The organism is Methylobacterium sp. Leaf112 (assembly GCF_001423295.1).
Taxonomy (GTDB): Bacteria; Pseudomonadota; Alphaproteobacteria; order Rhizobiales; family Beijerinckiaceae; genus Methylobacterium.
The window spans coordinates 234,318-253,554 of the sequence record NZ_LMNG01000012.1; the positions used below are offsets into that span (position 1 = coordinate 234,318).

Genomic DNA, 19,237 nt, shown 5'->3' on the forward strand with positions numbered 1-19,237 from the left:
GGAACGTCTGACCGGCCGCCCATGGGCGACGGGTCAGCCTCCTTGGATATGCGATGAGCAACCTCCCCTACTACGATGATACCGGCTTGAGTGCGGCGTTCTACGATGTTGTCTCGAGCGCCTATCCCTTTCGGGGCGATATCGACTTCTATGCGGACCTCGTGGGCCCCGCCGGATCGTCGGTCCTCGAACTCGGCTGCGGCACCGGCCGGATCGTGATCGCCCTGGCGGAGCGCGGCTACGGCGTCTTCGGCGTCGACCTGGCGCCTGCGATGATCCAGCGCGCCGCCATGAAATGCGAGCGCCTGCCGCCGGAGGTGGGAAGCCGCATCGCCCTGATGCAGGGCGACATGACCCGCATCGTGTTGGACCGCCAATTCGATGGAGCGATCATCCCGTTCTACGGCTACGCGCATCTGGGCACGCCCACCGCGCGAGCGGACGCCCTGGCGGTCGTCGCCCGGCATCTGAAACCCGGCGGCAAGGCGGCGATCCATCTGCCCGCCCATGCCATGCTGCGCCAGCCCCTCGGCGACGAGGAACTGTCCGGTCCGTACAATGCGGCCGGGGACAGCGTCCGTATCCGCGTGGTCGCGCGAACGTTCGCAGAGGACACCGGCCGATTCCGTCAGGTGATGGAGTATACCCTGATCGATCCCGCCGGGACGATCACACGGCAGTCGCGGGAAGAACTCGTCTATCATGCCGTCGATCGAACCGAGATCGTCAGGAATGCGGAGCGGTGCGGCCTCAGCCTCGCGGGTGTGCTGGGCGATTTCGACGGTTCGGACACCGGACGCGAAGCCATCTACGTATTCGTGCGCCGAGAAACGGCTCACACATCAGTCGAGTCCTACGGAGTGCCAGATTAGATTGCCGCTGCTGACGACGCGGTTCGTGCCGAGCCAATCCTATCCGTCGGGCTCTTCGGCAGATCGTCATTCGCGCATTGAGGCCGATGATCGAACCGACGACGGCCCAGGATCGTTGTGGTGCTTAGTTGGGGAGAGAACACACGATGAGAACTCTTTTTGCAGTGGCGGCTGTCGGCATGAGCCTGCTGGTCCCGGTGGATCTCGCACAGGCTCAGCCTTACGGCGGGCGGGATTACGGTTATGACCGGCGCGACTCGGGCTATGGCGATCGTGATTATGGGCAGAGACGCCGTGATCGCGACGACGATTACGACGATCGCGGACGCGGGTCGCGTGGTCGCGATTCGGGCTATGCGGATCGGGGCGGTGGTGGCGGGTTCGATGAGCGGTCCTACGTGCGGTGCAACCCCGACGTCGCCCAAGCCCTGCGTGCCGGCCAACTGACCTCGGCGCTGGCGCATTATCAGAAGTTCGGCCGTCGCGAAGGCCGCCGGCTGAGCTGCTGATCGGTTGGCTCGGAAGCCCCGCTGGTCCTCCCTCGCGGCAAGAAGTGTCGGAGATGGGGACCAATCCGGCCGTCGTTCGTTGACCTCATGAGCTGGCCCCGTCGGCGCGACACGCCGCGGGGCCTCCAGCGCAGCAGATCAAGGAGACGGCCATGAAGGCTTTCATTCTCGCAAGCACCCTCGTTCTCGCACCCCTGGCCCTGTCGGCCTCGGCTCAGGCCCAGGGAACCGTACGCGGCGCGGAACGCGGCGTGGAGGACGGCAATCGCGCGGCCGGGCCGGTCGGTGGCATCGTCGGCGGTGCGGTCGGAGCCGCGACGGGCACGGTCGGTGGTGTCCTCGGTGTCGATCCGGATCGGCGCGAAGAGCGCATGGAGCGCCGCGAGGAGCGCGGCACGGTGCGTGAGCGTCGCGACCGCTGACAACGCCGTCGGTCCTTCGCGAAGGACCGGCCACTGATATTCGGCTTGGCCGGCTCGGGTTGGATACGTCCGCCCGGGCCGGCCATGTCCGTTTTCCAGAAGATCGGATCCGAAGCGGCACGCCGGCCTTCGGAAAAGCCGATATGGAACAGGGTTCCTAATCCAAGCTCAATCGATCACCTCGACGATGCGGCGCGTCGCCGGGTCGACCAGAACCGGATGATCGTTGACGATGGTGTAGTTCAAACCCTTCAGGGCGAATTCGGGTGGGACGTCGTAGTACACGACACCGTTCGGAGGCAGCACCGTTCCGACCTGAATCGGCCCTTTGTGGGCGAAGGAGGGGCGTCGTTCGCCCTGCGTATAGATGCGGAAGCGCTCGCGCCGATCGATCCCCAGGATCTCGTTGGCTGTGCCGACGGCGCCCCCGATGGCGCTGCCGACGGCCGCTCCGAGGGGGCCGGCGATATTGCCGCCCCGTTCTGCGCCATCCTGCGCGCCGCGTGCGAGGCCCTGAGCTTGGACCGCCGAGGCAGCACCGATCGCGAACGCGATGGCTGCGATGATTTTGAGGGGCATCCGGTTCCGGTTCTCCATGCGGGCTGTCTGTGTAGGGGTCGGTCGGGGTCCATCGCGGGCCCGCCCGCGAAAGGCCCGAAACCGTCGATCCCCGAGGGGCCGTGCCCACCATTTCAATGCGTACGGCCGGCGTTCGCGCTCAATACTCGATCACGTCCTCCAACGCGTAGTGCTTCACCGTTTTCCGGTTGGCGATGAGTTCGTCGATGGACGGCTCGCCCTTCATGGCACGCGCGATGGCGAGCTTCGTCGCCTCGTAGTTCGTACGGTAGAGGTCCTTGTGGTCGAGATTCGTATCGTCGGCGCAGCGCGGGTCGAGCCAGATCATGATGATCATGCAGAGATCGTCGAGGCCATCCTTCGGCAGCACGCCTTCGATGACGCAGTCGATGATGGCATCGCCCGTTGCGGCCTGAACCACGCCGCCGAGAAGTTCGACGTACTCGGCCGTGTGGATGGTGGCCTTGGTGGTCATCATCGTCGCCGGGCGCACGAGCTGGTTGAGGTCGCGCACCACGAACATCCGGGTGTGCCCCTGAACCTGCCCCATCATACCCGCGAAGGCGTGGCCGGCGGGTCCACGGGTGGAGCCGATGAGCACCTCTGGCATGGCATCGGTGTACTGCCCTTCGGCGGCGAGCACGGTGGCTTCGCCGGTGCGGAACCAGATCTCGGACATGGGTGTCTTTCTCGAAGGTTTGTGGACCCGGCGATGAACCGGGCGGGTCGGGGCGCACAAACACCACCGGGTGGCGCGACGTCAATCGCCGGGCGAGACTGGCCTGATCGCAGGGGATCGGTCATGCAGGAATGGCGGGACGCACCCGCCACGAGGGTGACGAGACGATGAGCCGAGGGTCACACGACCGGGACTGGAGCCTGTCGGTCGCGGAGAGCGCGGATGGCGTACAGCTCGAGATCGGCCTGCCCGATGTCGCCGGTCAGCCATTCACCGCGATCCTCGCCCTCGACCGGGACGAGGCCCGCATCCTCGCGCGTGCCTTGTTGGCCGCATCGGGCGACGCCATCGAGCGGACGTTCCAGCATCCGCCCGAAACCTGATCCTCCGGGGCCGAGCCTTCAGAGCCCGACGCGGTTGCGACCCGGCAGGCGCGGGACTTTGGTCCCGCGTGGCTCGATCGGACCGGCACAGGTGTAGGCGAACTCCGTCTGGAGATCCGTGAACACGGTCTCGCCGGTGATCCGGCAATCCTCCCGCACGGTTTCGTCGAGATAGGTGCGGGCCGCATCGCGAAACCGCTTGGTTCGGGTCAGGGCCGGGTCGCCGCCCTCGAGCCGGTCGTCGATCCCGCAGCCGGTGACCTCCCGCAGGGAATTGGAGACGATGAGCATCTTGCGCAGGCGTCGCTGGTCGTAGACCTCGTAGGGATCCTTGCAGCCGATGGTGACCACCTGGGGGGTCAGGCTGACATAGGTCTTCGACAGGTAGGAGAAGCCGGTGCAGCCCGAGGCCAGCAGGCCGAGGGTGATGACCGCCAGCGCCGCGGGCATCTTGGTCGACAGCACGGGGCTGGTCAGCCGGTACACGATCGGGGCGCCCTTCCGTCTGGCCTCGCCAAAGTCTCGGCGGGCATTGAAGCGCAGCCGACCCCACGGTCAAGCCTTGCCCGGACACACTCCCGCGCGTTTCGACGTCCGGACCATCATCGCCCCTCCCCGCAAGCGAGGAGGGGCTTCGTACCCTATTCCGCCGCCGCTGCGAGATAGCGGGCCGGATCGTAGTTGAGGATCGGCCCGAGCCAGCGCTCGACTTGCCCCAGATCCATGCCCTTGCGGAGCGCGTAATCCTCGACCTGATCGCGCTCGACCTTGGCGACGCCGAAGTAATGCGCCTCCGGATGGGCGATGTAGAGGCCCGACACAGAGGAGCCCGGCCACATGGCGTAGGATTCCGTGAGTTTCACACCGATGCGCGACTCCGCCTTGAGGAGATCGAACAGCGTCACCTTCTCGGTGTGGTCGGGTTGCGACGGGTAGCCGGGGGCGGGCCGGATGCCGGCATATTCCTCACGCACGAGGTCCTCGGGCGCATAGGTCTCATCGGCGCCGTAGCCCCAGAAGTCCTTTCGCACACGCTCGTGCATGCGCTCGGCGAGGGCCTCGGCGATGCGGTCGGCCAGCGCCTTCACCAGGATCGAGCGGTAATCGTCGTTGGCCCGCTCGAAGCGCTCGGCGATACGAACCTCCTCCAGGCCAGCCGTGACCACGAAGCCGCCGACGTAATCGGCGATACCGGTGTCGGCGGGAGCGACGAAATCCGACAGGCAAGTGTTGGCACGTCCGTCGCGCTTCGACAATTGCTGGCGCAGGCCGTGGAAAGTCGCGAGCTTTTCGGAGCGGCTCTCACCGGTGTAGAGGGCGATGTCGTCGCCGATGCTGTTGGCCGGCCAGAAGCCGATGATCGCCTTCGGGTTGAACCAGCGCTCGGCGACGATCTGCGCGAGCATCTCCTGCGCATCGTCGAACAGGGCCTTCGCTGCCGGCCCCTGGTTCGGATCCTCGAAGATCGCCGGGTAGCGGCCCTTGAACTCGTAGGTCTGCAGGAACGGCGTCCAGTCGATGTAGGGCACGAGATCGGCGACCTCGTAGGAGGAGTAGACCCGCGTGCCGGTGAAGCTCGGCTTCTTCGGCTGGTAGCCCGACCAGTCGATCCGGAACGGGTTGGCGCGGGCTTTCGCCAGCGGTAGGCGCTGCTTGTCGAGCTCCGAGCGGGCGTGCGCGTCGGCGACCTTCCTGTACTCGGCCCGGACCTTCTCGATGGTCGAATCCCGTGTCTCCTTCGACAGCAGGCTCGACACCACGCCGACGGCGCGGCTGGCATCCGTCACGTAGACGGTCTGGCCCCGGTTGTACGAAGGGTGGATCTTCACGGCGGTATGGACGCGGCTGGTCGTGGCCCCACCGATGAGCAAGGGAACCGAAAAACCCTCGCGCTCCATCTCGGCGGCCACGTGCACCATCTCGTCGAGCGACGGGGTGATGAGGCCGGACAGGCCGACGATGTCGACGTTCTCGCGCTTGGCCACGTCGAGGATCTTGGCCGCCGGCACCATCACGCCGAGGTCGATGATCTCGTAGTTGTTGCAGGCGAGCACGACGCCGACGATGTTCTTGCCGATGTCGTGGACGTCTCCCTTCACCGTCGCCATCAGGATCTTGCCGGCGGCCTGGCGCTTGCCGTCACCGCCATTGGCGAGCTTCTCCGCCTCCATGAACGGCTCGAGATAGGCCACGGCCTGCTTCATCACGCGGGCGGATTTCACCACCTGCGGGAGGAACATCTTGCCCGAACCGAACAGGTCGCCGACCACGTTCATGCCGGCCATCAGCGGGCCCTCGATGACGTGGAGCGGGCGCTCGACGCCCAGGCGCGCCTCCTCGGTATCGGCGAGGATGTACTCGGTGATGCCGTTGACCAGGGCGTGCTCGATGCGCTTCTGCACCGGCGCCTCGCGCCAGGACAGGTCGGCGGTCTTCGCCTGGACGCCGCCGCCGGACTTGAAGCGCTCAGCCGCCTCCAGCAGGCGGTCGGTGGAATCGTCGCGGCGGTTGAGGACCACGTCCTCGCACAGCTCGCGCAGTTCGGCCGGAAGCTCGGCGTAGATCGCGAGCTGGCCGGCATTCACGATGCCCATGTCCATGCCGACCTGAATCGCGTGATACAGGAACACCGCGTGCATGGCCTCGCGCACGGGCTCGTTGCCCCGGAAGGCGAAGCTGAGATTCGAGATGCCGCCCGAGATGTGGGCATGGGGCAGGGTCTCGCGGATGGTCTTCGTCGCCTCGATGAAGGCGACGCCGTAGCCGTTATGCTCCTCGATGCCGGTGGCCACCGCGAACACGTTCGGATCGAAGATGATGTCTTCCGGCGGGAAGCCGATCTCCTCGGTCAGAACCCGGTAGGCCTTGGTGCAGATCTCGACCTTGCGCTCGTAGCTGTCGGCCTGGCCCTGCTCGTCAAAGGCCATCACCACCACGGCGGCGCCGTAGGAGCGGCACACCTTGGCGTCGGCGATGAATTTTTCCACGCCCTCCTTCATGGAGATCGAGTTCACGATCGCCTTGCCCTGGACGCACTTGAGCCCAGCCTCGATGACGTGGAACTTCGAGGAATCGATCATCACCGGCACGCGGGCGATGTCGGGCTCGGCGGCGACGAGGTTGAGGAACTCGACCATGGCCTTCTCGGAATCGAGCAGGCCCTCGTCCATGTTGATGTCGATGATGCTGGCGCCCGCCGCCACCTGATCCCGGGCGACGTCGAGGGCCGCCGCGTAGTCGCCGGCGGTGATCAGCTTCCTGAACTTGGCCGAGCCCGTGACATTGGTGCGCTCGCCGACATTCACAAAGGGGATCTCCTTCGTCAGGGTGAACGGCTCCAGGCCCGACAGGCGCATCAGGCGTGGCACTTCCGGGATCGCACGGGGCTTGCACCCCGCGACGGCTTCAGCGATGGCGCGAATGTGGTCCGGGGTGGTGCCGCAGCAGCCGCCGACCATGTTGACGATACCGGCGCTGGCGAACTCGCCCACCAGTTTCCCCATGGCTTCGGGACTCTCGTCGTAGAGACCGAATTCGTTGGGCAGGCCCGCATTCGGATAGGCGCAGACCAGGGTGTCGGCGATGCGCGACAGCTCGGAGATGTGGCCGCGCATCTCCTTCGCGCCGAGTGCGCAGTTGAGGCCGATGGTCAGGGGCGCGGAGTGGCGGAGCGCATTCCAGAACGCCTCCGGGGTCTGGCCCGAGAGGGTGCGGCCGGAGAGATCCGTGATCGTGCCCGAGATCATGATCGGCAGGACCATGCCCCGCTCCTCGAACACCGCCCAGGCGGCGGCGACCGCCGCTTTGGCGTTGAGGGTGTCGAAGATGGTCTCGATGAGGATGAGTTCGGCGCCCCCGTCCATCAGGCCGCGCACCTGCTCGATGTAAGCCTGACGCACCTCATCGAAGGTCACGGCGCGGTAGCCGGGATTGTTCACGTCCGGCGAAATCGACAGGGTGCGGTTCGTCGGGCCGATGGCGCCGGCCACGAAGCGGCGGCGGCCGTCCTGCTTTTCGGCCAGGGCGGCGGCCTCGCGGGCGAGGCGCGCGCCCTCCGAATTGAGCTCGTGGATGATCGATTCCATGCCGTAATCGGCTTGGGCGATGGTGGTCCCCGAGAACGTGTTGGTCTCGCACATGTCGGCGCCGGCGAGGAAGTAGTCGAGGTGGATCTGCCGGATCGCATCGGGCTGCGTCAGGATCAGGAGGTCGTTGTTGCCCTTCTGGTCGTGGCCGTGATCCGTAAAGCGGCTGCCGCGAAAGTCCGCCTCGCCGTAGCCGAGGCGCTGGATCACGGTGCCCATCGCCCCGTCGAGGACGAGGATCTTTTCCGCGGCGCGCGCACGGAGCGCGGCTTCGATCTCTTTTCCATCGACGGGTCGCAGGTCGGTCATGGTGTATCCTTGGAGACGCTGGGTCCCATCAAACCACCTCGTGCTGAGGTGCCGGAGCGAAGCGGAGGCCCCGAAGGAGGGCTCCCGTTCGCACATTGGTGCTGGTGTCCTCCTGCGAGGCCCGCCGACGCGGGCGCCTCAGGATGAGATTCTGGGATGGTCGAATGCGTGCGCTCAGGCCGCCTTCGCCGCCGCCACCTTCGGGGCCTGCGAACGCAGACCGAGGAGATGGCAGATGGCGTAGACGAGGTCGGAACGGTTCATCGAGTAGAAGTGGAAGTCGTTGACGCCGCGATCGACGAGATCGAGCACCTGTTCGGCCGCCACCGCCGCCGCCACGAGGCGGCGGGTGTCGGCATCGTTGTCGAGCCCCTCGAAGCGGGCGGCGAGCCAGTACGGCACCGAGGCGCCGGTGCGGCGGGCGAAGTTGGCCGATTGCTTGAAGTTCTGGACGGGGAGGATGCCCGGGATGATCGGGATATCGATGCCCGCCGCCCGCACCTTGTCGACGTAGCGCAGGTAGATCTCGTTCTCGAAGAAGAACTGCGTGATCGCCTGATCGGCGCCGGCGTCGACCTTGGCCTTCAGCGCGTCGATGTCGGCGTCGAGGCTGGCGGCCTCGGGATGCTTTTCAGGGTAGGCCGAGACCGAGACCTTGAAGTCGCCGATGCGCTTGATCCCGGCGACGAGGTCCGCGGTCTGGGCGTAGCCGCCCGGATGAGGACGATAGGTCGTACCGACGCCGTCCTGAGGGTCGCCGCGCAGGGCCACGATGTGGCGCACGCCGGCATCCCAGTAGGATTGCACGACGGCGTCGATCTCCTCGCGGGTGGCATCGACGCAGGTGAGGTGGGCGGCGGGCCTGAGACCCGTCTCCCGGACCATGCGGGCCACGGTGTTGTGGGTGCGCTCACGGGTCGATCCGCCGGCACCGTAGGTCACCGAGACGAATTTCGGCTGTAGCGGCGCCAGGCGCTCGATGGACGACCACAGGATCTTCTCCATCTCGTCGGTCTTCGGCGGGAAGAACTCGATGGAGACGCTGATCGGACGGTAGCCGTCGCGGCTGGCGCGGTGTTGGGAGGCGGTGGGCATCGGGGTCGTCCTCAATGTCGGTCGGTTCAGACGGATCGCGAACAGGATGTGACGTGCGTCGGTCAGGCGACGGCCCGCTCAAGCCCGGCCTCTTCGGCTTCGGAGGCGAGCCAGAGCGTCACGGTGAGCTGGTGGTGGGCCAGGGCCGGCGGAGGGGCGAGATCGCGGGTGGTGACGGTGGACAGCCCCGCATCGTTGAGCCAGCCCGTCACCTGCTCGGGTGCGAAGCCGAGGCGGCGATGGGCCTGGGTTTCACGCAGGAACTCGAGATCGTGGGGCGCGAAATCCACCACGAGGAGACGCCCCCCCGGCGCCACGAGCCGCACGGCTTCGCGCAGGGCGCGAGCCGGATCGTCGAGGTAATGCAAGACCTGGTGAACCAGCACCAGATCGAAGCTGCCGCGCCCGAACGGCGGAGCATGGATGTCGCCCTGCCGCAGATCGACCCGCGACAGGCCGGCCCGCTCAAGGTTGGCGCGCGCCACCGACAGCATGGCATGGTTGGAATCGAGGCCCGTCGCCCGGCTGGCCCGGCCGGCGAGCAGTCCGAGCATCCGGCCGGTGCCGGTGCCGAGATCGATGAGGTTGTGAATCGGCCGGTTGCCCAGCGCATCGAGCACGGCGGCCTCGACGGTGGCCTCCGGCACATGGAGCGAGCGCAGGTGATCCCACTTCGGAGCGAGACGCGCGAAGAAGGTCTGGGCCGCCTCGGCGCGCTGCGCCCGCACGGCTTCGCGTCGCGCCCGATCCTCGGAGATCGGAGCACTTCGGGAGTCGAGCCCGGCGATGAGGGGGTCGACGAGGCCGGCGCGGCCATCGACGAGGCGAAAGAACGCCCAGGCTCCTTCGCGATGGCGCTCCACGAGACCGGCTTCCACGAGAAGCTTGAGGTGCCGGGAGATGCGCGGCTGCGACTGACCGAGGATGTCGGTGAGGTCGGAGACCGACAATTCCCCGTCCGCCAGCAGGGCGAGGATACGCAGGCGCGTCTCTTCGGCCGCCGCGCGCAGCACGCCGAGGGCATGCGTGAACGGCACCGATGAGTCCGCTATGGGGCCTGCGATAGACATAAAGATATGTTTATGTGCAATTCTTGCCCCTGACAAGGGGTCTCGTCTCCTCACGGCGCGTCAGGCGCCATCGGTACCAGGGTCCCACAGCCAGGCCGCCCCTCTGACTCCGGAGGCGTCGCCATGCAGGCTCGGACGAATGGGCGTGTCGAAGCGGTCCGAGAACACGTGCGGGGCAGTGAGCTCCGTCAGGCCCTCGAACAACTCGGGCAGACGCGACAGCCCGCCGCCGATCACGATGATATCGGGATCGAGGATGTTGACGACTTGCGCCAAAGCCCGGCCGAGGCGGTCGCGGTAGCGCGCGAACGTTTCCTGCGCGACGGGATCGCCTGCGCGCATCGCCGCCACGACGGCTTCGGCGGTGATGGGCCGCCCGCTGCGCCGGGCATGGTCGGCGGCGAGTGCGGGTCCGGACAACCACGTTTCGATGCAACTGGAGCGGCCGCAATAGCAGGCGGGTCCCGGGCGCTCGTCGTCACGGGGTGCGGGGAGAGGATTGTGGCCCCACTCGCCGGCGATACGCAACCGCCCGGCGAGGGCTCGTCCTTCGAGGGCGATGCCGGAGCCGACGCCGGTGCCGAGAATGATCGCCCAGACCACGGCGGCACCGGCACCCGCCCCGTCGACGGCCTCCGACACGGCGAGGCAATTGGCGTCGTTCTCGACGCGCACGGGGCGGCCGAGGGCGTGAACGAGGTCGTCGGCGAAGGGACGGCCGTTCAGCCATGTCGAGTTGGCGTTCTTGACCAGACCGGTGGCCGGCGCGATGGCCCCCGGCATTCCGACCCCGACACTGCGGACGGGGCCGGTGCGGGATTCGAGGCCTTCGACCAGGGCCGCGATGGCCGCGAGGGTGCCTGAGTAATCGTCGCGTGGCGTGGGGACACGGGCCTCGGCCCGCATCATGCCCGCCGCGTCGAGGACGACCCCGGCGATCTTGGTGCCGCCGAGGTCGATTCCGAGGCGCAAGACGTTCCGATCAGCGTGCGGGAACGGGGATGGGCGCCGACGCCGCGGACGGCGTGGTGATCGGGTCCATGTTGGGTGCGTGATCCGAGATGTCCGTACCGATGGCGATGGGGTTGTCCATCACCTGACGCAGCTTCTCCCGGTCGAGTTCGCCCTCCCAGCGGCTGACCACGACGGTTGCGACGCCGTTGCCGATGAGATTGGTGATGGCCCGGCACTCGGACATGAACTTGTCGACACCGAGGATCAGGGTCATGGCGGCCACCGGCACCGGGTTGTTGGGAATGGCCGAGAGCGTGGCCGCCAGGGTGATGAAGCCGGCGCCCGTCACACCGGAGGCCCCCTTCGAGGTCAGCATCGCCACGAGGATGATGGTCGCATACTGGCCGAACGACAGGTCCGCGCCCACGGCCTGGGCGAGGAACAGGCTCGCCAGGGTCATGTAGATGTTGGTGCCGTCGAGGTTGAACGAGTACCCCGTCGGGATCACGAGTCCGACCACGGAGTCCGAGGCACCGAGCCGGCGCATCTTCGTCATCATGTGCGGCAGCACCGTCTCGGAGGAGGAGGTGCCGAGCACGATCAGGAGTTCGTCCTTGATGTAGGCGAGGAACTTGAAGATCGAGAAGCCGGCGATCCGGGCGATGCCGCCGAGCACGATCACCACGAACAGGAAGGCGGTGACGTAGAAGGTGCCGACGAGCCAGGCGAGATCGACGACCTTGCCGATGCCGTACTGACCGATGGTGAAGGCCATGGCGCCGAAGGCGCCGATGGGCGCGAGCTTCACCACGAGGCCGATGATGCGGAAGAAGATCTGCCCCATCGTGTCGATGGCGTGGGTGATGGCCTCGCCGCGCTTGCCCATGCCGGTGACGACGACGCCGGTGAGGATCGAGATCAGCAGTACCTGAAGCAGGTCGCCGGTGGCGAACGCATCGAAGAAGCTCTTCGGGATCAGCGCCATGATGTGGCCCGTCACGGAGTCGTCGGCGGCCAACTTTGCGTATTTCTCGACGGCCTTGCCATCGAGCTTCGTCACGTCGGCGTTGAAGCCGGCGCCAGGCTTCACCACCTCGCCGACGAGGATGCCGATGAGAAGCGCGATGGTGGACACCACCTCGAAATAGACGAGGGCCTTCAGGCCGACGCGGCCGACCTTCTTCAGGTCACCGATGGATGCGATACCGTGCACGATGGTACAGAAGATGATCGGCGCGATCATCATCTTGATCAGAGCGATGAAGGCGTCGCCCAACCATTTGACAGACTTGCCCCATTCCGGATGGAGGTAGCCGAGCAGGATGCCGAGCGCGATGGCGATCAGCACCTGGATGTAGAGAACCTTGTACCAGGGCTCGGCCACCCGGGGGGGCTCGGCCGCCGTGCCGTGTGTCATCGCCTGGGCCATGGTTCCCTCGCCCGTGCACTGAACCGCGCACGCTTTCGTGTTTCTTGCCCACGACGCTAGCGAAGTTGCGTGCACCACTCAATCGCACAGGCAGGGATGAAAGTGACATTCTCAAACGTGCCACCTTCATCAGGCCGATCGGGGACGCCGATCAGGTCTGGTTGCGGCGCGGGCGGACAGTCCAGCGTTCGAATTCGCCCGCAGCCTCTTCGGCACGCGCCGGCTGGGCGGGCTCGCCCTCCGGCGGCAGGGGCTGCGGATTGCCGAGTGCCTGCGACAGGCTCTCGATGACCTCGTCGATGCGGGCGTCGTTCTGGCCAGCCTCCGGGTGAGCAGGCTCGGGCGCCGCGACCGGCGCAGGGGCCGCGGCCTGCGGGCTGGGCTGGGCTGCGGTTCCGCCCCCGGCGACCCGGCGCAAGGCCTTCATCATCCCGTCCTCGTCCGCCGGCTTCGCGGCGGCACCCGACGCGCCGCCGTAGCGGCCGAAGCCGAACCGGGGCTCGACGAGGTCGAGCACCGCTTCCAGGGCGGCGTTGCTCAGGGCGATCTCGCCCGGCTGAGGTACGCCCTGGAGGGCGACGGCATGGCGCTCGTACGCCGCGTCGCCGGACACCTCGGGGCCGAACCAGACCGGCACGGAGAAGCCGTTTGCGTCTCCGATCTCGTCGAAGGTCACGCTCACGAGGTCGAGATTGCCCGGGGCGACGTAACGGTCGACCCGCGCCTCACGGCCGGCACCGAGCGCGATCACCGTGCGGTCGTACTGCGCCTTGCCGCTGCAGACGTCGAGGAGGGCGTCGCCATGGGCGCGCGGCACGTCCGTGCGCTCCTCGCTCGAAGCGCCGTTCTGATCCGTGTTGACGAGGACGAGATGGCATTGCTGGCCATCGACCCGAACGTACGAGACCCGTCCGGCCTGGGGCGCGAAGTAGCCCTCAGTGACCCGTGCGCCACCACGCTCCTTGCGGATCAGGCGAACGAGGGACGGGGCGACGAGGAACCGGCGGACGATGCTCATTGCGGACTCTCCGGAGGTCTGTTCGTCCCACGGTCGAAGATCCGCCGGACTGACAATCGAGGGCGTCTCGATCCGGAAAGGAATGCGTCAGGCATCCCCTTCCCAGACCGAAGCTGCGGTATTCATTTAAAAATTGACTCTCGGGACTAAGCAAAACACCACAGAAATCAAGATCGCGCGCCGGACCACCCCCGCGATCCACCGCGCCGTCCCCAGCTCAGCGGGTCATACGACCTTCGGAACCGATCCGTCTCACGCCTCGGGTTCGAAGCGGAGCGAAACCCCGTTCATGCAGTAGCGCAGGCCGGTGGGGGCGGGTCCGTCATCGAAGACGTGGCCGAGATGGCCCTTGCAGCGGGCGCAATGGGCCTCCGTCCGGGTCATCCAATGGCTGCGGTCGACCTGGGTCTCGACCGCGTCGGGGAACGGCGCGAAGAAGCTCGGCCAGCCGGTGCCGGATTCGAACTTGGTGCCGTTCTCGAACAGCGGGGCATCGCACCCGGCACAATGAAACACGCCCGGACGTTTCTCCGCGTTGAGGCAGCTCGTTCCGGCGCGCTCGGTGCCGTGCCCACGCAGGACACGGTACTGCTCGGGGGAAAGAATCTCGCGCCATTCGGCGTCGGTGCGGGTGTCGGCGGTCGGTGCGGTCATGATCTGATCCATCGAGAGGAAACGGTGTGTCCCCTAGATAGGGTCCCGACCCCGCCCCGAGGAGGCCGGGCGTCAGGCCACGGCGCCGAGGGTGTCGGCCATCCGGGCCCGGCGTGCGCCCATGGGCAAGGGAGCGCCCGTGGTGGTGTCGTGCGCGGTCTGGTGCTCCATCTCGGCGTTGATCTCGCCGCCGAGCAGCACGATGGTCGTCGAGATCCAGATCCACGTCATGAAGCCGATGGCCGCCCCGAGGGATCCGTAGGTCTCGTTGTAGTTGCCGAAGCTCGAGACGTACCAGGAGAACAAGATCGAGGCGATGAGCCACAGCACGCCGGCGACGGCGCCGCCGACGCCGACCCAGCGCCAGCGCGGCCGCTCCCGGCTCGGCCCGTAGCGATAGAGCAGCGACAGGCCGCCGAGCACCACCACCAGCATGGCGGGCCAGCGCAGCTGCGCCAGAAGCCAGGCGGTGTCGCTGAAGCCCACGAAGGTGAACACGAGGGGCAGCACGACGATGCTCGACAGCGCGAAGATCGTGAACAGCAGGGCGCCGATGGTGAAGGTGAGCGAACGCAGGTTCAGCATCACGAACGAGCGCTTCTCCTCCTCCTCGTAGACCACATTGAGGGCATCGAACATCGCCTTCATGGCGGCGTTGGCGCTCCAGAGGGAGATGAGAAGACTCGTGAAGAAGGTCAGCCCCAGGGACCCTCCGCCCTTGGCGGCGATGCGCTTGACCTGATCGCCGATGATCTCGATGGCCCCCGACGGCAGCACGCCCTGCAGGCTCGCCAGATGCTCGTTGATGGATCCGACATCGGCGACGAGGCCGTAGCAGGTGACCAGGGCGGCAATGGCCGGGAACAGGGACAGGAGGGTGTAGAACGTCACCCCGGCGGCGACCGACAGCACCCGGTCCTTGTTGAACTCGAGGTAGACCCGGAACAGGATGTCCTTCCAGCCCTTGGAGGTGATCTCCATCGGGGTCCGGGCGGCGCGACCGCGCTCGACCTGCGTGGCCGCGACCCATTCGGCGGAGCGCCCGCTGTGGGAGCGCGCCTCCTCCTCCCGGCACCGGTCGGGCTCGGGCGCGGCGGCGGGCCGATCCCGTCGTGGCCGCCCGCTCGTGCCGGCCGCGAGGGCGACGAGGGCCGCCCCCATGGCCAGGGTCCACAGCACGGAAGCCGCGCCGCTCGAAGCGGTCGCCGGTTCGGGGGAGGAAGACATCGCAGCGTGGACCGGTTGGTTCAGGAAGCCAAGCTTGAGCTTACGCTCGGACAAACGTCAACGCGGATGCGGACGTTCCAAAGGTGCCGCAGGCGTGGATCTTCCAGGCGTGCCGCAGGCGTGGATCTTCCAGGCGCGCCGCAGGCGTGGATCTTCCAGGCGCGCCGCAGGCGTGGATCTTCCAGGCGCGCCGCAGGCGCCTGCGTCAGGTGCGAAAAAGATCCGCATGGGTTTCCCGCAGGACGTTCTTCTGGACCTTGCCCATGGCGTTGCGCGGCAGATCCTCCACGAACAGCACCCGCTTGGGGCACTTGTAGCGGGCGAGTCGCGCCTCGAGGGTGCGCAGGATCGTGGCCTCGTCGGGAGCGCCCTCCCGGGCGACGACCACGGCCGCGACGCCTTCACCGAAATCGGCATGGGCCAAGCCGATCACCGCCGATTCGACCACACCCGGCAGGGCATCGATCTCGTTCTCGACCTCCTTCGGATAGACGTTGTAGCCACCGGTGATGATGAGGTCCTTTCCGCGCCCGACGATGTGCACGTAGCCGTCGGCGTCGATCTTGCCGAGGTCGCCGGTGATGAAGAACCCGTCGGCCTTGAACTCGGCCGCGGTCTTCTCCGGCATGCGCCAGTAGCCCTGGAACACGTTGGGGCCCTTCACCTCAATCATGCCAACGGCGTCGGTGCCGAGTGCGGCCCCCGTCTCGGGGTCCACCACCCGGACAACGACGCCCGGCAGCGCCGATCCGACGGTGCCGGCGACACGGGCCCCGTCATACGGGTTCGAGGTGTTCATGTTGGTCTCGGTCATGCCGTAGCGCTCGAGGATGGCGTGGCCCGTGCGGGCCTGCCAGTCGCGGTGCGTGTCAGCGAGGAGGGGCGCCGAGCCGGAGACGAACAGCCGGATCGTCTTCGTGGCAGCGGGATCGAGTCCCGGCTCCCTGAGAAGGCGGGTGTAGAAGGTCGGCACGCCCATCATCGCCGTCGCACGCGGCATCAGCCCGAGAACCTGTGCCGCATCGAACTTCGCCAGGAACAGGAGCGTGCCGCCCGTGGCCAGAACGGTGTTGGTGGCGACGAACAGGCCGTGGGTGTGAAACACCGGAAGGGCGTGCAGCAGCACGTCGTCGGCCGTGAAGCGCCAGAACGCCGCCAGGGTCCGGGCGTTCGAGGCGAGGTTCTCGTGGGTGAGCATGGCGCCCTTGGAACGCCCGGTGGTGCCGGAGGTGTAGAGGATGGCGGCGAGATCGTCGGCCCCGCGCGCCACGTCGGTGAAGTCATCCGCCGCCGCATCCGCCGCCGCGACCATGCTCCCGCGCCCGGATGCATCGAGGGTCCGCACCTGCGCCACGCCGGCATCGCGCGCGATCGACTCCAAGGCCCCGTGCTTGCCCGGATCGCACACGAACACCGAGGGTTCCGCGTCCCCGAGGAAGTAGGCGACCTCGTGGGCGGTGTAGGCGGTGTTCAGCGGCAGGAACACCGCCCCGGCCCGCACGGTCCCGAGGTACAGGAACAGGAATTCCGGGCTCTTCTCGGCCTGGACCGCGACCCGGTCGCCGGGCTTCACCCCAAGCCCGACGAGGGCCCCCGCGTAAGCGGCCGAACGCGCCAGCAGGTCGGCGTAGGTGAAGTGCGTGCCGTCTCCCGTCTCGACGAAGGCTTTCGTGGTCGGATCGGCAGGCAGGTTGGCGCGGACGAGATCGAAGAGGTGATTGGGCATGCGGGCTTCAGGTGGCTTTCGGTCGAACTCTCACGCGTCGGCGAGAGCCACGGCGCGGGTGGGCGGCAGATTGTTGCGCAACTCGCGGCTCACCACGCTGGAAGCGGCGACGGTCCCGAGGTTGGCGTAGGTCTCGTGGTTCTTCTCGATGGCCGCGAGGTCGTAAAGGTAATTCACCATCAGCCCACGGGACTGGGCCAGCCCCTTGGCCGAGACGTCGCCGAGGAAGTTCAGGCGTTCCAGCCGGGCCCCGTTGCCGAGGTGGAACCGGGCGACGGGGTCGAGGGGCTTGCCGCGCTCGTTCTTGGCGCGGAGGAAGTAGGCGGCGGCCGCCGGGATCATCGCCCTGCGGACGGCCTCGCACTTCGTCTTGTCGGCCTGCCAGTCCGGCTCGTCGATGATCCGCAGGGCCTCGACATCCTCGCGGGTCAGCCCCTGCGGCGCGTCGGCCCGGCGCTCGCGGTCGAGCCACGTCGCGAAGCCCGGTACCGGCGACAGGGTGACGAAGGTCTTCAGGCTCGGAATCTCGCGGGCGAGATCCTCCACCACCTGCTTGATGAGAAAGTTGCCGAAGGTGACGCCGGCGAGCCCCTTCTGGCAGTTCGAGATCGAGTAGAAGATCGCCGTGGTGGCCGCGCGCGGCACCAGGATCTCGCGCTCGTGGGCCAGGATCGGGGCGATGGCCGGGGCGATGGCGGCGGTGAGCGCCACCTCCACGAAGATCAGCGGCTCGTCGACGAGGGCCGGGTGGAAGAACGCGAAGCAGCGCCGGTCACGGGGTTCGATGCGACGGCGCAGGTCGTCCCAGTCGGCGATGGCATGGACCGCCTCGTAGCGGATGATCTTCTCGAGGATGTGGGCGGGTGTCGTCCAGTCGATGTGGCGCAGCACGAGGAAGCCGCGGTTGAACCACGAGGCGAACAGATGCTCGAAATCGCTGTCGAGGCTGTCGGCCGCGTCGATGAGATCGGGGTCGGCCTCCTCGTCCCGCAGGGCGCGGCGTAGCCCGAGCAGGTCCTCCCGCATGCGGACCAGCGCGAGGGTGCCGTCCCGGGCGAGGTTGAGGCGGCGGATCAGTTCCTGGCTGCGCGGCTCGGCTGCGTCGTGCAGAACGCCGAGCGCCGCCCGGGTCGGGTCGGCACGGTAGGCCGCGATGGCCTCGTCGACGGCCTCGTGGTCGGCGGCGAACTCGGTGGCGACGAGGCGGAGAAAGCTCGCCCGTTCGGGCCGGGCGAGGCTGGCGTAGCGGTCGAGGATAAGGCGGGCGAGGGCGACGCCCGAGGCTTCGCCGCGGCGGGAAATGAGATCCTCGCAGAGCTTGACGAGTTCCCCCGGATCGGCACGGGCGGCGAGGTCGCCGCGTCCGAACCCGATGAGGTCGCGGCCGCGGTCGCTGATGGTCTGCAGCAGATCGCCGAAGAAAGAGATCGCCGCCATGGAAGCTGCCCGTCCCCGTGCTGGCGCCCGGACCGGGCGTATCCACCCCACGCATCCGCGCAGGGTTCGACGAACCTTCTATGACGGACCCGCTCGAAGGACCAGGGACCGAGGCGGGTTCGAAGTCACGGCCCCCAAGCTTCGGCGAGGGATGGACGAAGGTTCTTTCCGCGGAACCGCCGAACGCCTGCGTGGACTCGGATACGAGAAAAGAACGCCGTATCCCTCAGCTCGCATCCCCGCCGGCAATGATCTCGGCCCGGTCGGCCCGCTCCCGCCAATCCTCGACCCCGTGCTGGCGCGCGAAGCGCAATTCGGCAGCGCGCAGGGCCCGCATGGGATCGCGGGCTCGAACAATGGCAACGGAGCCGACGGGGAACGGTACCCCGAGAATCTCCTTGGCGAACTCGATACGGTAATTCGGCATGCGAGGCTCCGTCATCGGACCCGGCACCGCGCTCCGGTGGAACGAAGCACGGCATCACCCGATCCCGTTCATGATCAGACCGCAAGAATCCGCGTATTCCAAGAGCCTCGCCCGGCTTGTACGCCGTCTTCGGGTGGCCTTGGCCGTCAAATCGTGCAGTCCCTACCTCGAAAACATGAGAACGGGCTCATCCGAAGGTAACGGTCCTGCGACGACGCGTCCGGCCGGCCCGCTCCACCGGCCTTGCCGACACGGCCCGCTGGGCCTTACTCACCCCTCCTCACCCCGATCGGAAGGTTTTCGGCCATGACGCTTTCGGCCATGCCAGAGACGTGCGCTTGGCGCCCGGCGGCGACACGGGG

General features: G+C 67.3%; 18 protein-coding genes. 4 read left to right on the top strand and 14 right to left on the bottom strand.

What is annotated here, in order from left to right:
- Positions 1-53: 53 nt before the first annotated feature.
- The 3 genes from ASF52_RS07830 to ASF52_RS07840 all read left to right on the top strand — a co-directional run bounded on the left by ASF52_RS07830 (position 54) and on the right by ASF52_RS07840 (position 1,803).
- Positions 54-872: a class I SAM-dependent methyltransferase gene (locus ASF52_RS07830; RefSeq protein WP_056170218.1), complete on the top strand. Its 819-nt coding sequence runs from the start codon at positions 54-56 to the stop codon at positions 870-872.
- A gap of 146 nt (positions 873-1,018) precedes the next feature.
- The gene (locus tag ASF52_RS07835; protein ID WP_056170222.1) at positions 1,019-1,381 is read left to right on the top strand and encodes a hypothetical protein; all 363 of its coding nucleotides are present in this window, start codon (positions 1,019-1,021) and stop codon (positions 1,379-1,381) included.
- 152 nt (positions 1,382-1,533) lie between these two features.
- Positions 1,534-1,803 (top strand): hypothetical protein, encoded by a 270-nt coding sequence (locus ASF52_RS07840; protein WP_056170224.1) that lies wholly within the window; start codon positions 1,534-1,536, stop codon positions 1,801-1,803.
- A 168-nt stretch (positions 1,804-1,971) separates the two neighbouring features.
- Here the strand turns inward: ASF52_RS07840 and ASF52_RS07845 are convergent, their stop codons facing one another.
- Both ASF52_RS07845 and fae read right to left on the bottom strand, forming a co-directional pair.
- Positions 1,972-2,382 (bottom strand): DUF1236 domain-containing protein, encoded by a 411-nt coding sequence (locus ASF52_RS07845; RefSeq protein WP_056170708.1) that lies wholly within the window; start codon positions 2,380-2,382, stop codon positions 1,972-1,974.
- A 139-nt stretch (positions 2,383-2,521) separates the two neighbouring features.
- A complete protein-coding gene (fae, locus tag ASF52_RS07850) occupies positions 2,522-3,061 on the bottom strand; it encodes a formaldehyde-activating enzyme (protein ID WP_056170227.1) in 540 nt (179 codons plus the stop codon).
- A 131-nt stretch (positions 3,062-3,192) separates the two neighbouring features.
- On the opposite strand from fae, the gene ASF52_RS07855 reads away from it, so the two are divergent.
- Entirely contained in the window at positions 3,193-3,444 is a 252-nt protein-coding gene (locus tag ASF52_RS07855) for a hypothetical protein (protein ID WP_056170232.1), read from the top strand.
- An 18-nt stretch (positions 3,445-3,462) separates the two neighbouring features.
- On the opposite strand, the gene ASF52_RS07860 is transcribed toward ASF52_RS07855, so the two are convergent.
- The 12 genes from ASF52_RS07860 to ASF52_RS07915 form a co-directional block, all read right to left on the bottom strand.
- Entirely contained in the window at positions 3,463-3,894 is a 432-nt protein-coding gene (locus ASF52_RS07860) for a hypothetical protein (RefSeq protein WP_056170711.1), read from the bottom strand.
- A gap of 191 nt (positions 3,895-4,085) precedes the next feature.
- Positions 4,086-7,838 (bottom strand): methionine synthase, encoded by a 3,753-nt coding sequence (gene metH / locus ASF52_RS07865; RefSeq protein WP_056170235.1) that lies wholly within the window; start codon positions 7,836-7,838, stop codon positions 4,086-4,088.
- Between the two features lie 174 nt (positions 7,839-8,012).
- Positions 8,013-8,933, bottom strand: coding sequence for a methylenetetrahydrofolate reductase [NAD(P)H] (metF, locus tag ASF52_RS07870; protein ID WP_056170238.1), 921 nt, complete (start codon positions 8,931-8,933; stop codon positions 8,013-8,015).
- 62 nt (positions 8,934-8,995) lie between these two features.
- Positions 8,996-10,003: an ArsR/SmtB family transcription factor gene (locus tag ASF52_RS07875; RefSeq protein ID WP_056170241.1), complete on the bottom strand. Its 1,008-nt coding sequence runs from the start codon at positions 10,001-10,003 to the stop codon at positions 8,996-8,998.
- Between the two features lie 60 nt (positions 10,004-10,063).
- Entirely contained in the window at positions 10,064-10,975 is a 912-nt protein-coding gene (locus ASF52_RS07880; protein WP_056170244.1) for an ROK family protein, read from the bottom strand.
- 10 nt (positions 10,976-10,985) lie between these two features.
- A complete protein-coding gene (locus ASF52_RS07885; protein WP_056170246.1) occupies positions 10,986-12,386 on the bottom strand; it encodes a dicarboxylate/amino acid:cation symporter in 1,401 nt (466 codons plus the stop codon).
- A gap of 151 nt (positions 12,387-12,537) precedes the next feature.
- On the bottom strand, positions 12,538-13,404 hold the full coding sequence (locus ASF52_RS07890; RefSeq protein WP_056170249.1) for a hypothetical protein: 867 nt from the start codon (positions 13,402-13,404) through the stop codon (positions 12,538-12,540).
- Between the two features lie 252 nt (positions 13,405-13,656).
- Positions 13,657-14,058: a peptide-methionine (R)-S-oxide reductase MsrB gene (msrB, locus tag ASF52_RS07895; RefSeq protein ID WP_244472967.1), complete on the bottom strand. Its 402-nt coding sequence runs from the start codon at positions 14,056-14,058 to the stop codon at positions 13,657-13,659.
- Positions 14,059-14,130: 72 nt separating this feature from the next.
- Entirely contained in the window at positions 14,131-15,285 is a 1,155-nt protein-coding gene (locus ASF52_RS07900) for a YihY/virulence factor BrkB family protein (protein WP_056170713.1), read from the bottom strand.
- A gap of 205 nt (positions 15,286-15,490) precedes the next feature.
- Positions 15,491-17,011 carry a malonate--CoA ligase gene (locus ASF52_RS07905; protein ID WP_056170256.1) on the bottom strand — a complete coding sequence of 507 codons (1,521 nt, stop codon included), beginning with the start codon at positions 17,009-17,011 and terminating at the stop codon, positions 15,491-15,493.
- A 30-nt stretch (positions 17,012-17,041) separates the two neighbouring features.
- Positions 17,042-18,448, bottom strand: a complete 1,407-nt coding sequence (locus tag ASF52_RS07910; protein ID WP_056170260.1) for a malonyl-CoA decarboxylase — start codon at positions 18,446-18,448, stop codon at positions 17,042-17,044.
- A gap of 226 nt (positions 18,449-18,674) precedes the next feature.
- Positions 18,675-18,875, bottom strand: coding sequence for a hypothetical protein (locus ASF52_RS07915; protein WP_056170262.1), 201 nt, complete (start codon positions 18,873-18,875; stop codon positions 18,675-18,677).
- Positions 18,876-19,237 lie beyond the last annotated feature (362 nt).

What these genes read in the sequence shown, in the direction of transcription:
- ASF52_RS07830 (WP_056170218.1), top strand. Translation starts at nt 54, where the DNA reads ATGAGCAACCTCCCCTACTACGATGATACCGGCTTGAGTGCGGCGTTC.
- ASF52_RS07835 (WP_056170222.1), top strand. Translation starts at nt 1,019, where the DNA reads ATGAGAACTCTTTTTGCAGTGGCGGCTGTCGGCATGAGCCTGCTGGTC.
- ASF52_RS07840 (WP_056170224.1), top strand. Translation starts at nt 1,534, where the DNA reads ATGAAGGCTTTCATTCTCGCAAGCACCCTCGTTCTCGCACCCCTGGCC.
- ASF52_RS07845 (WP_056170708.1), bottom strand. Translation starts at nt 2,382, where the DNA reads ATGCCCCTCAAAATCATCGCAGCCATCGCGTTCGCGATCGGTGCTGCC.
- fae (WP_056170227.1), bottom strand. Translation starts at nt 3,061, where the DNA reads ATGTCCGAGATCTGGTTCCGCACCGGCGAAGCCACCGTGCTCGCCGCC.
- ASF52_RS07855 (WP_056170232.1), top strand. Translation starts at nt 3,193, where the DNA reads ATGGCGGGACGCACCCGCCACGAGGGTGACGAGACGATGAGCCGAGGG.
- ASF52_RS07860 (WP_056170711.1), bottom strand. Translation starts at nt 3,894, where the DNA reads ATGCCCGCGGCGCTGGCGGTCATCACCCTCGGCCTGCTGGCCTCGGGC.
- metH (WP_056170235.1), bottom strand. Translation starts at nt 7,838, where the DNA reads ATGACCGACCTGCGACCCGTCGATGGAAAAGAGATCGAAGCCGCGCTC.
- metF (WP_056170238.1), bottom strand. Translation starts at nt 8,933, where the DNA reads ATGCCCACCGCCTCCCAACACCGCGCCAGCCGCGACGGCTACCGTCCG.
- ASF52_RS07875 (WP_056170241.1), bottom strand. Translation starts at nt 10,003, where the DNA reads ATGTCTATCGCAGGCCCCATAGCGGACTCATCGGTGCCGTTCACGCAT.
- ASF52_RS07885 (WP_056170246.1), bottom strand. Translation starts at nt 12,386, where the DNA reads ATGGCCCAGGCGATGACACACGGCACGGCGGCCGAGCCCCCCCGGGTG.
- ASF52_RS07890 (WP_056170249.1), bottom strand. Translation starts at nt 13,404, where the DNA reads ATGAGCATCGTCCGCCGGTTCCTCGTCGCCCCGTCCCTCGTTCGCCTG.
- msrB (WP_244472967.1), bottom strand. Translation starts at nt 14,058, where the DNA reads ATGACCGCACCGACCGCCGACACCCGCACCGACGCCGAATGGCGCGAG.
- ASF52_RS07900 (WP_056170713.1), bottom strand. Translation starts at nt 15,285, where the DNA reads ATGTCTTCCTCCCCCGAACCGGCGACCGCTTCGAGCGGCGCGGCTTCC.
- ASF52_RS07905 (WP_056170256.1), bottom strand. Translation starts at nt 17,011, where the DNA reads ATGCCCAATCACCTCTTCGATCTCGTCCGCGCCAACCTGCCTGCCGAT.
- ASF52_RS07910 (WP_056170260.1), bottom strand. Translation starts at nt 18,448, where the DNA reads ATGGCGGCGATCTCTTTCTTCGGCGATCTGCTGCAGACCATCAGCGAC.
- ASF52_RS07915 (WP_056170262.1), bottom strand. Translation starts at nt 18,875, where the DNA reads ATGCCGAATTACCGTATCGAGTTCGCCAAGGAGATTCTCGGGGTACCG.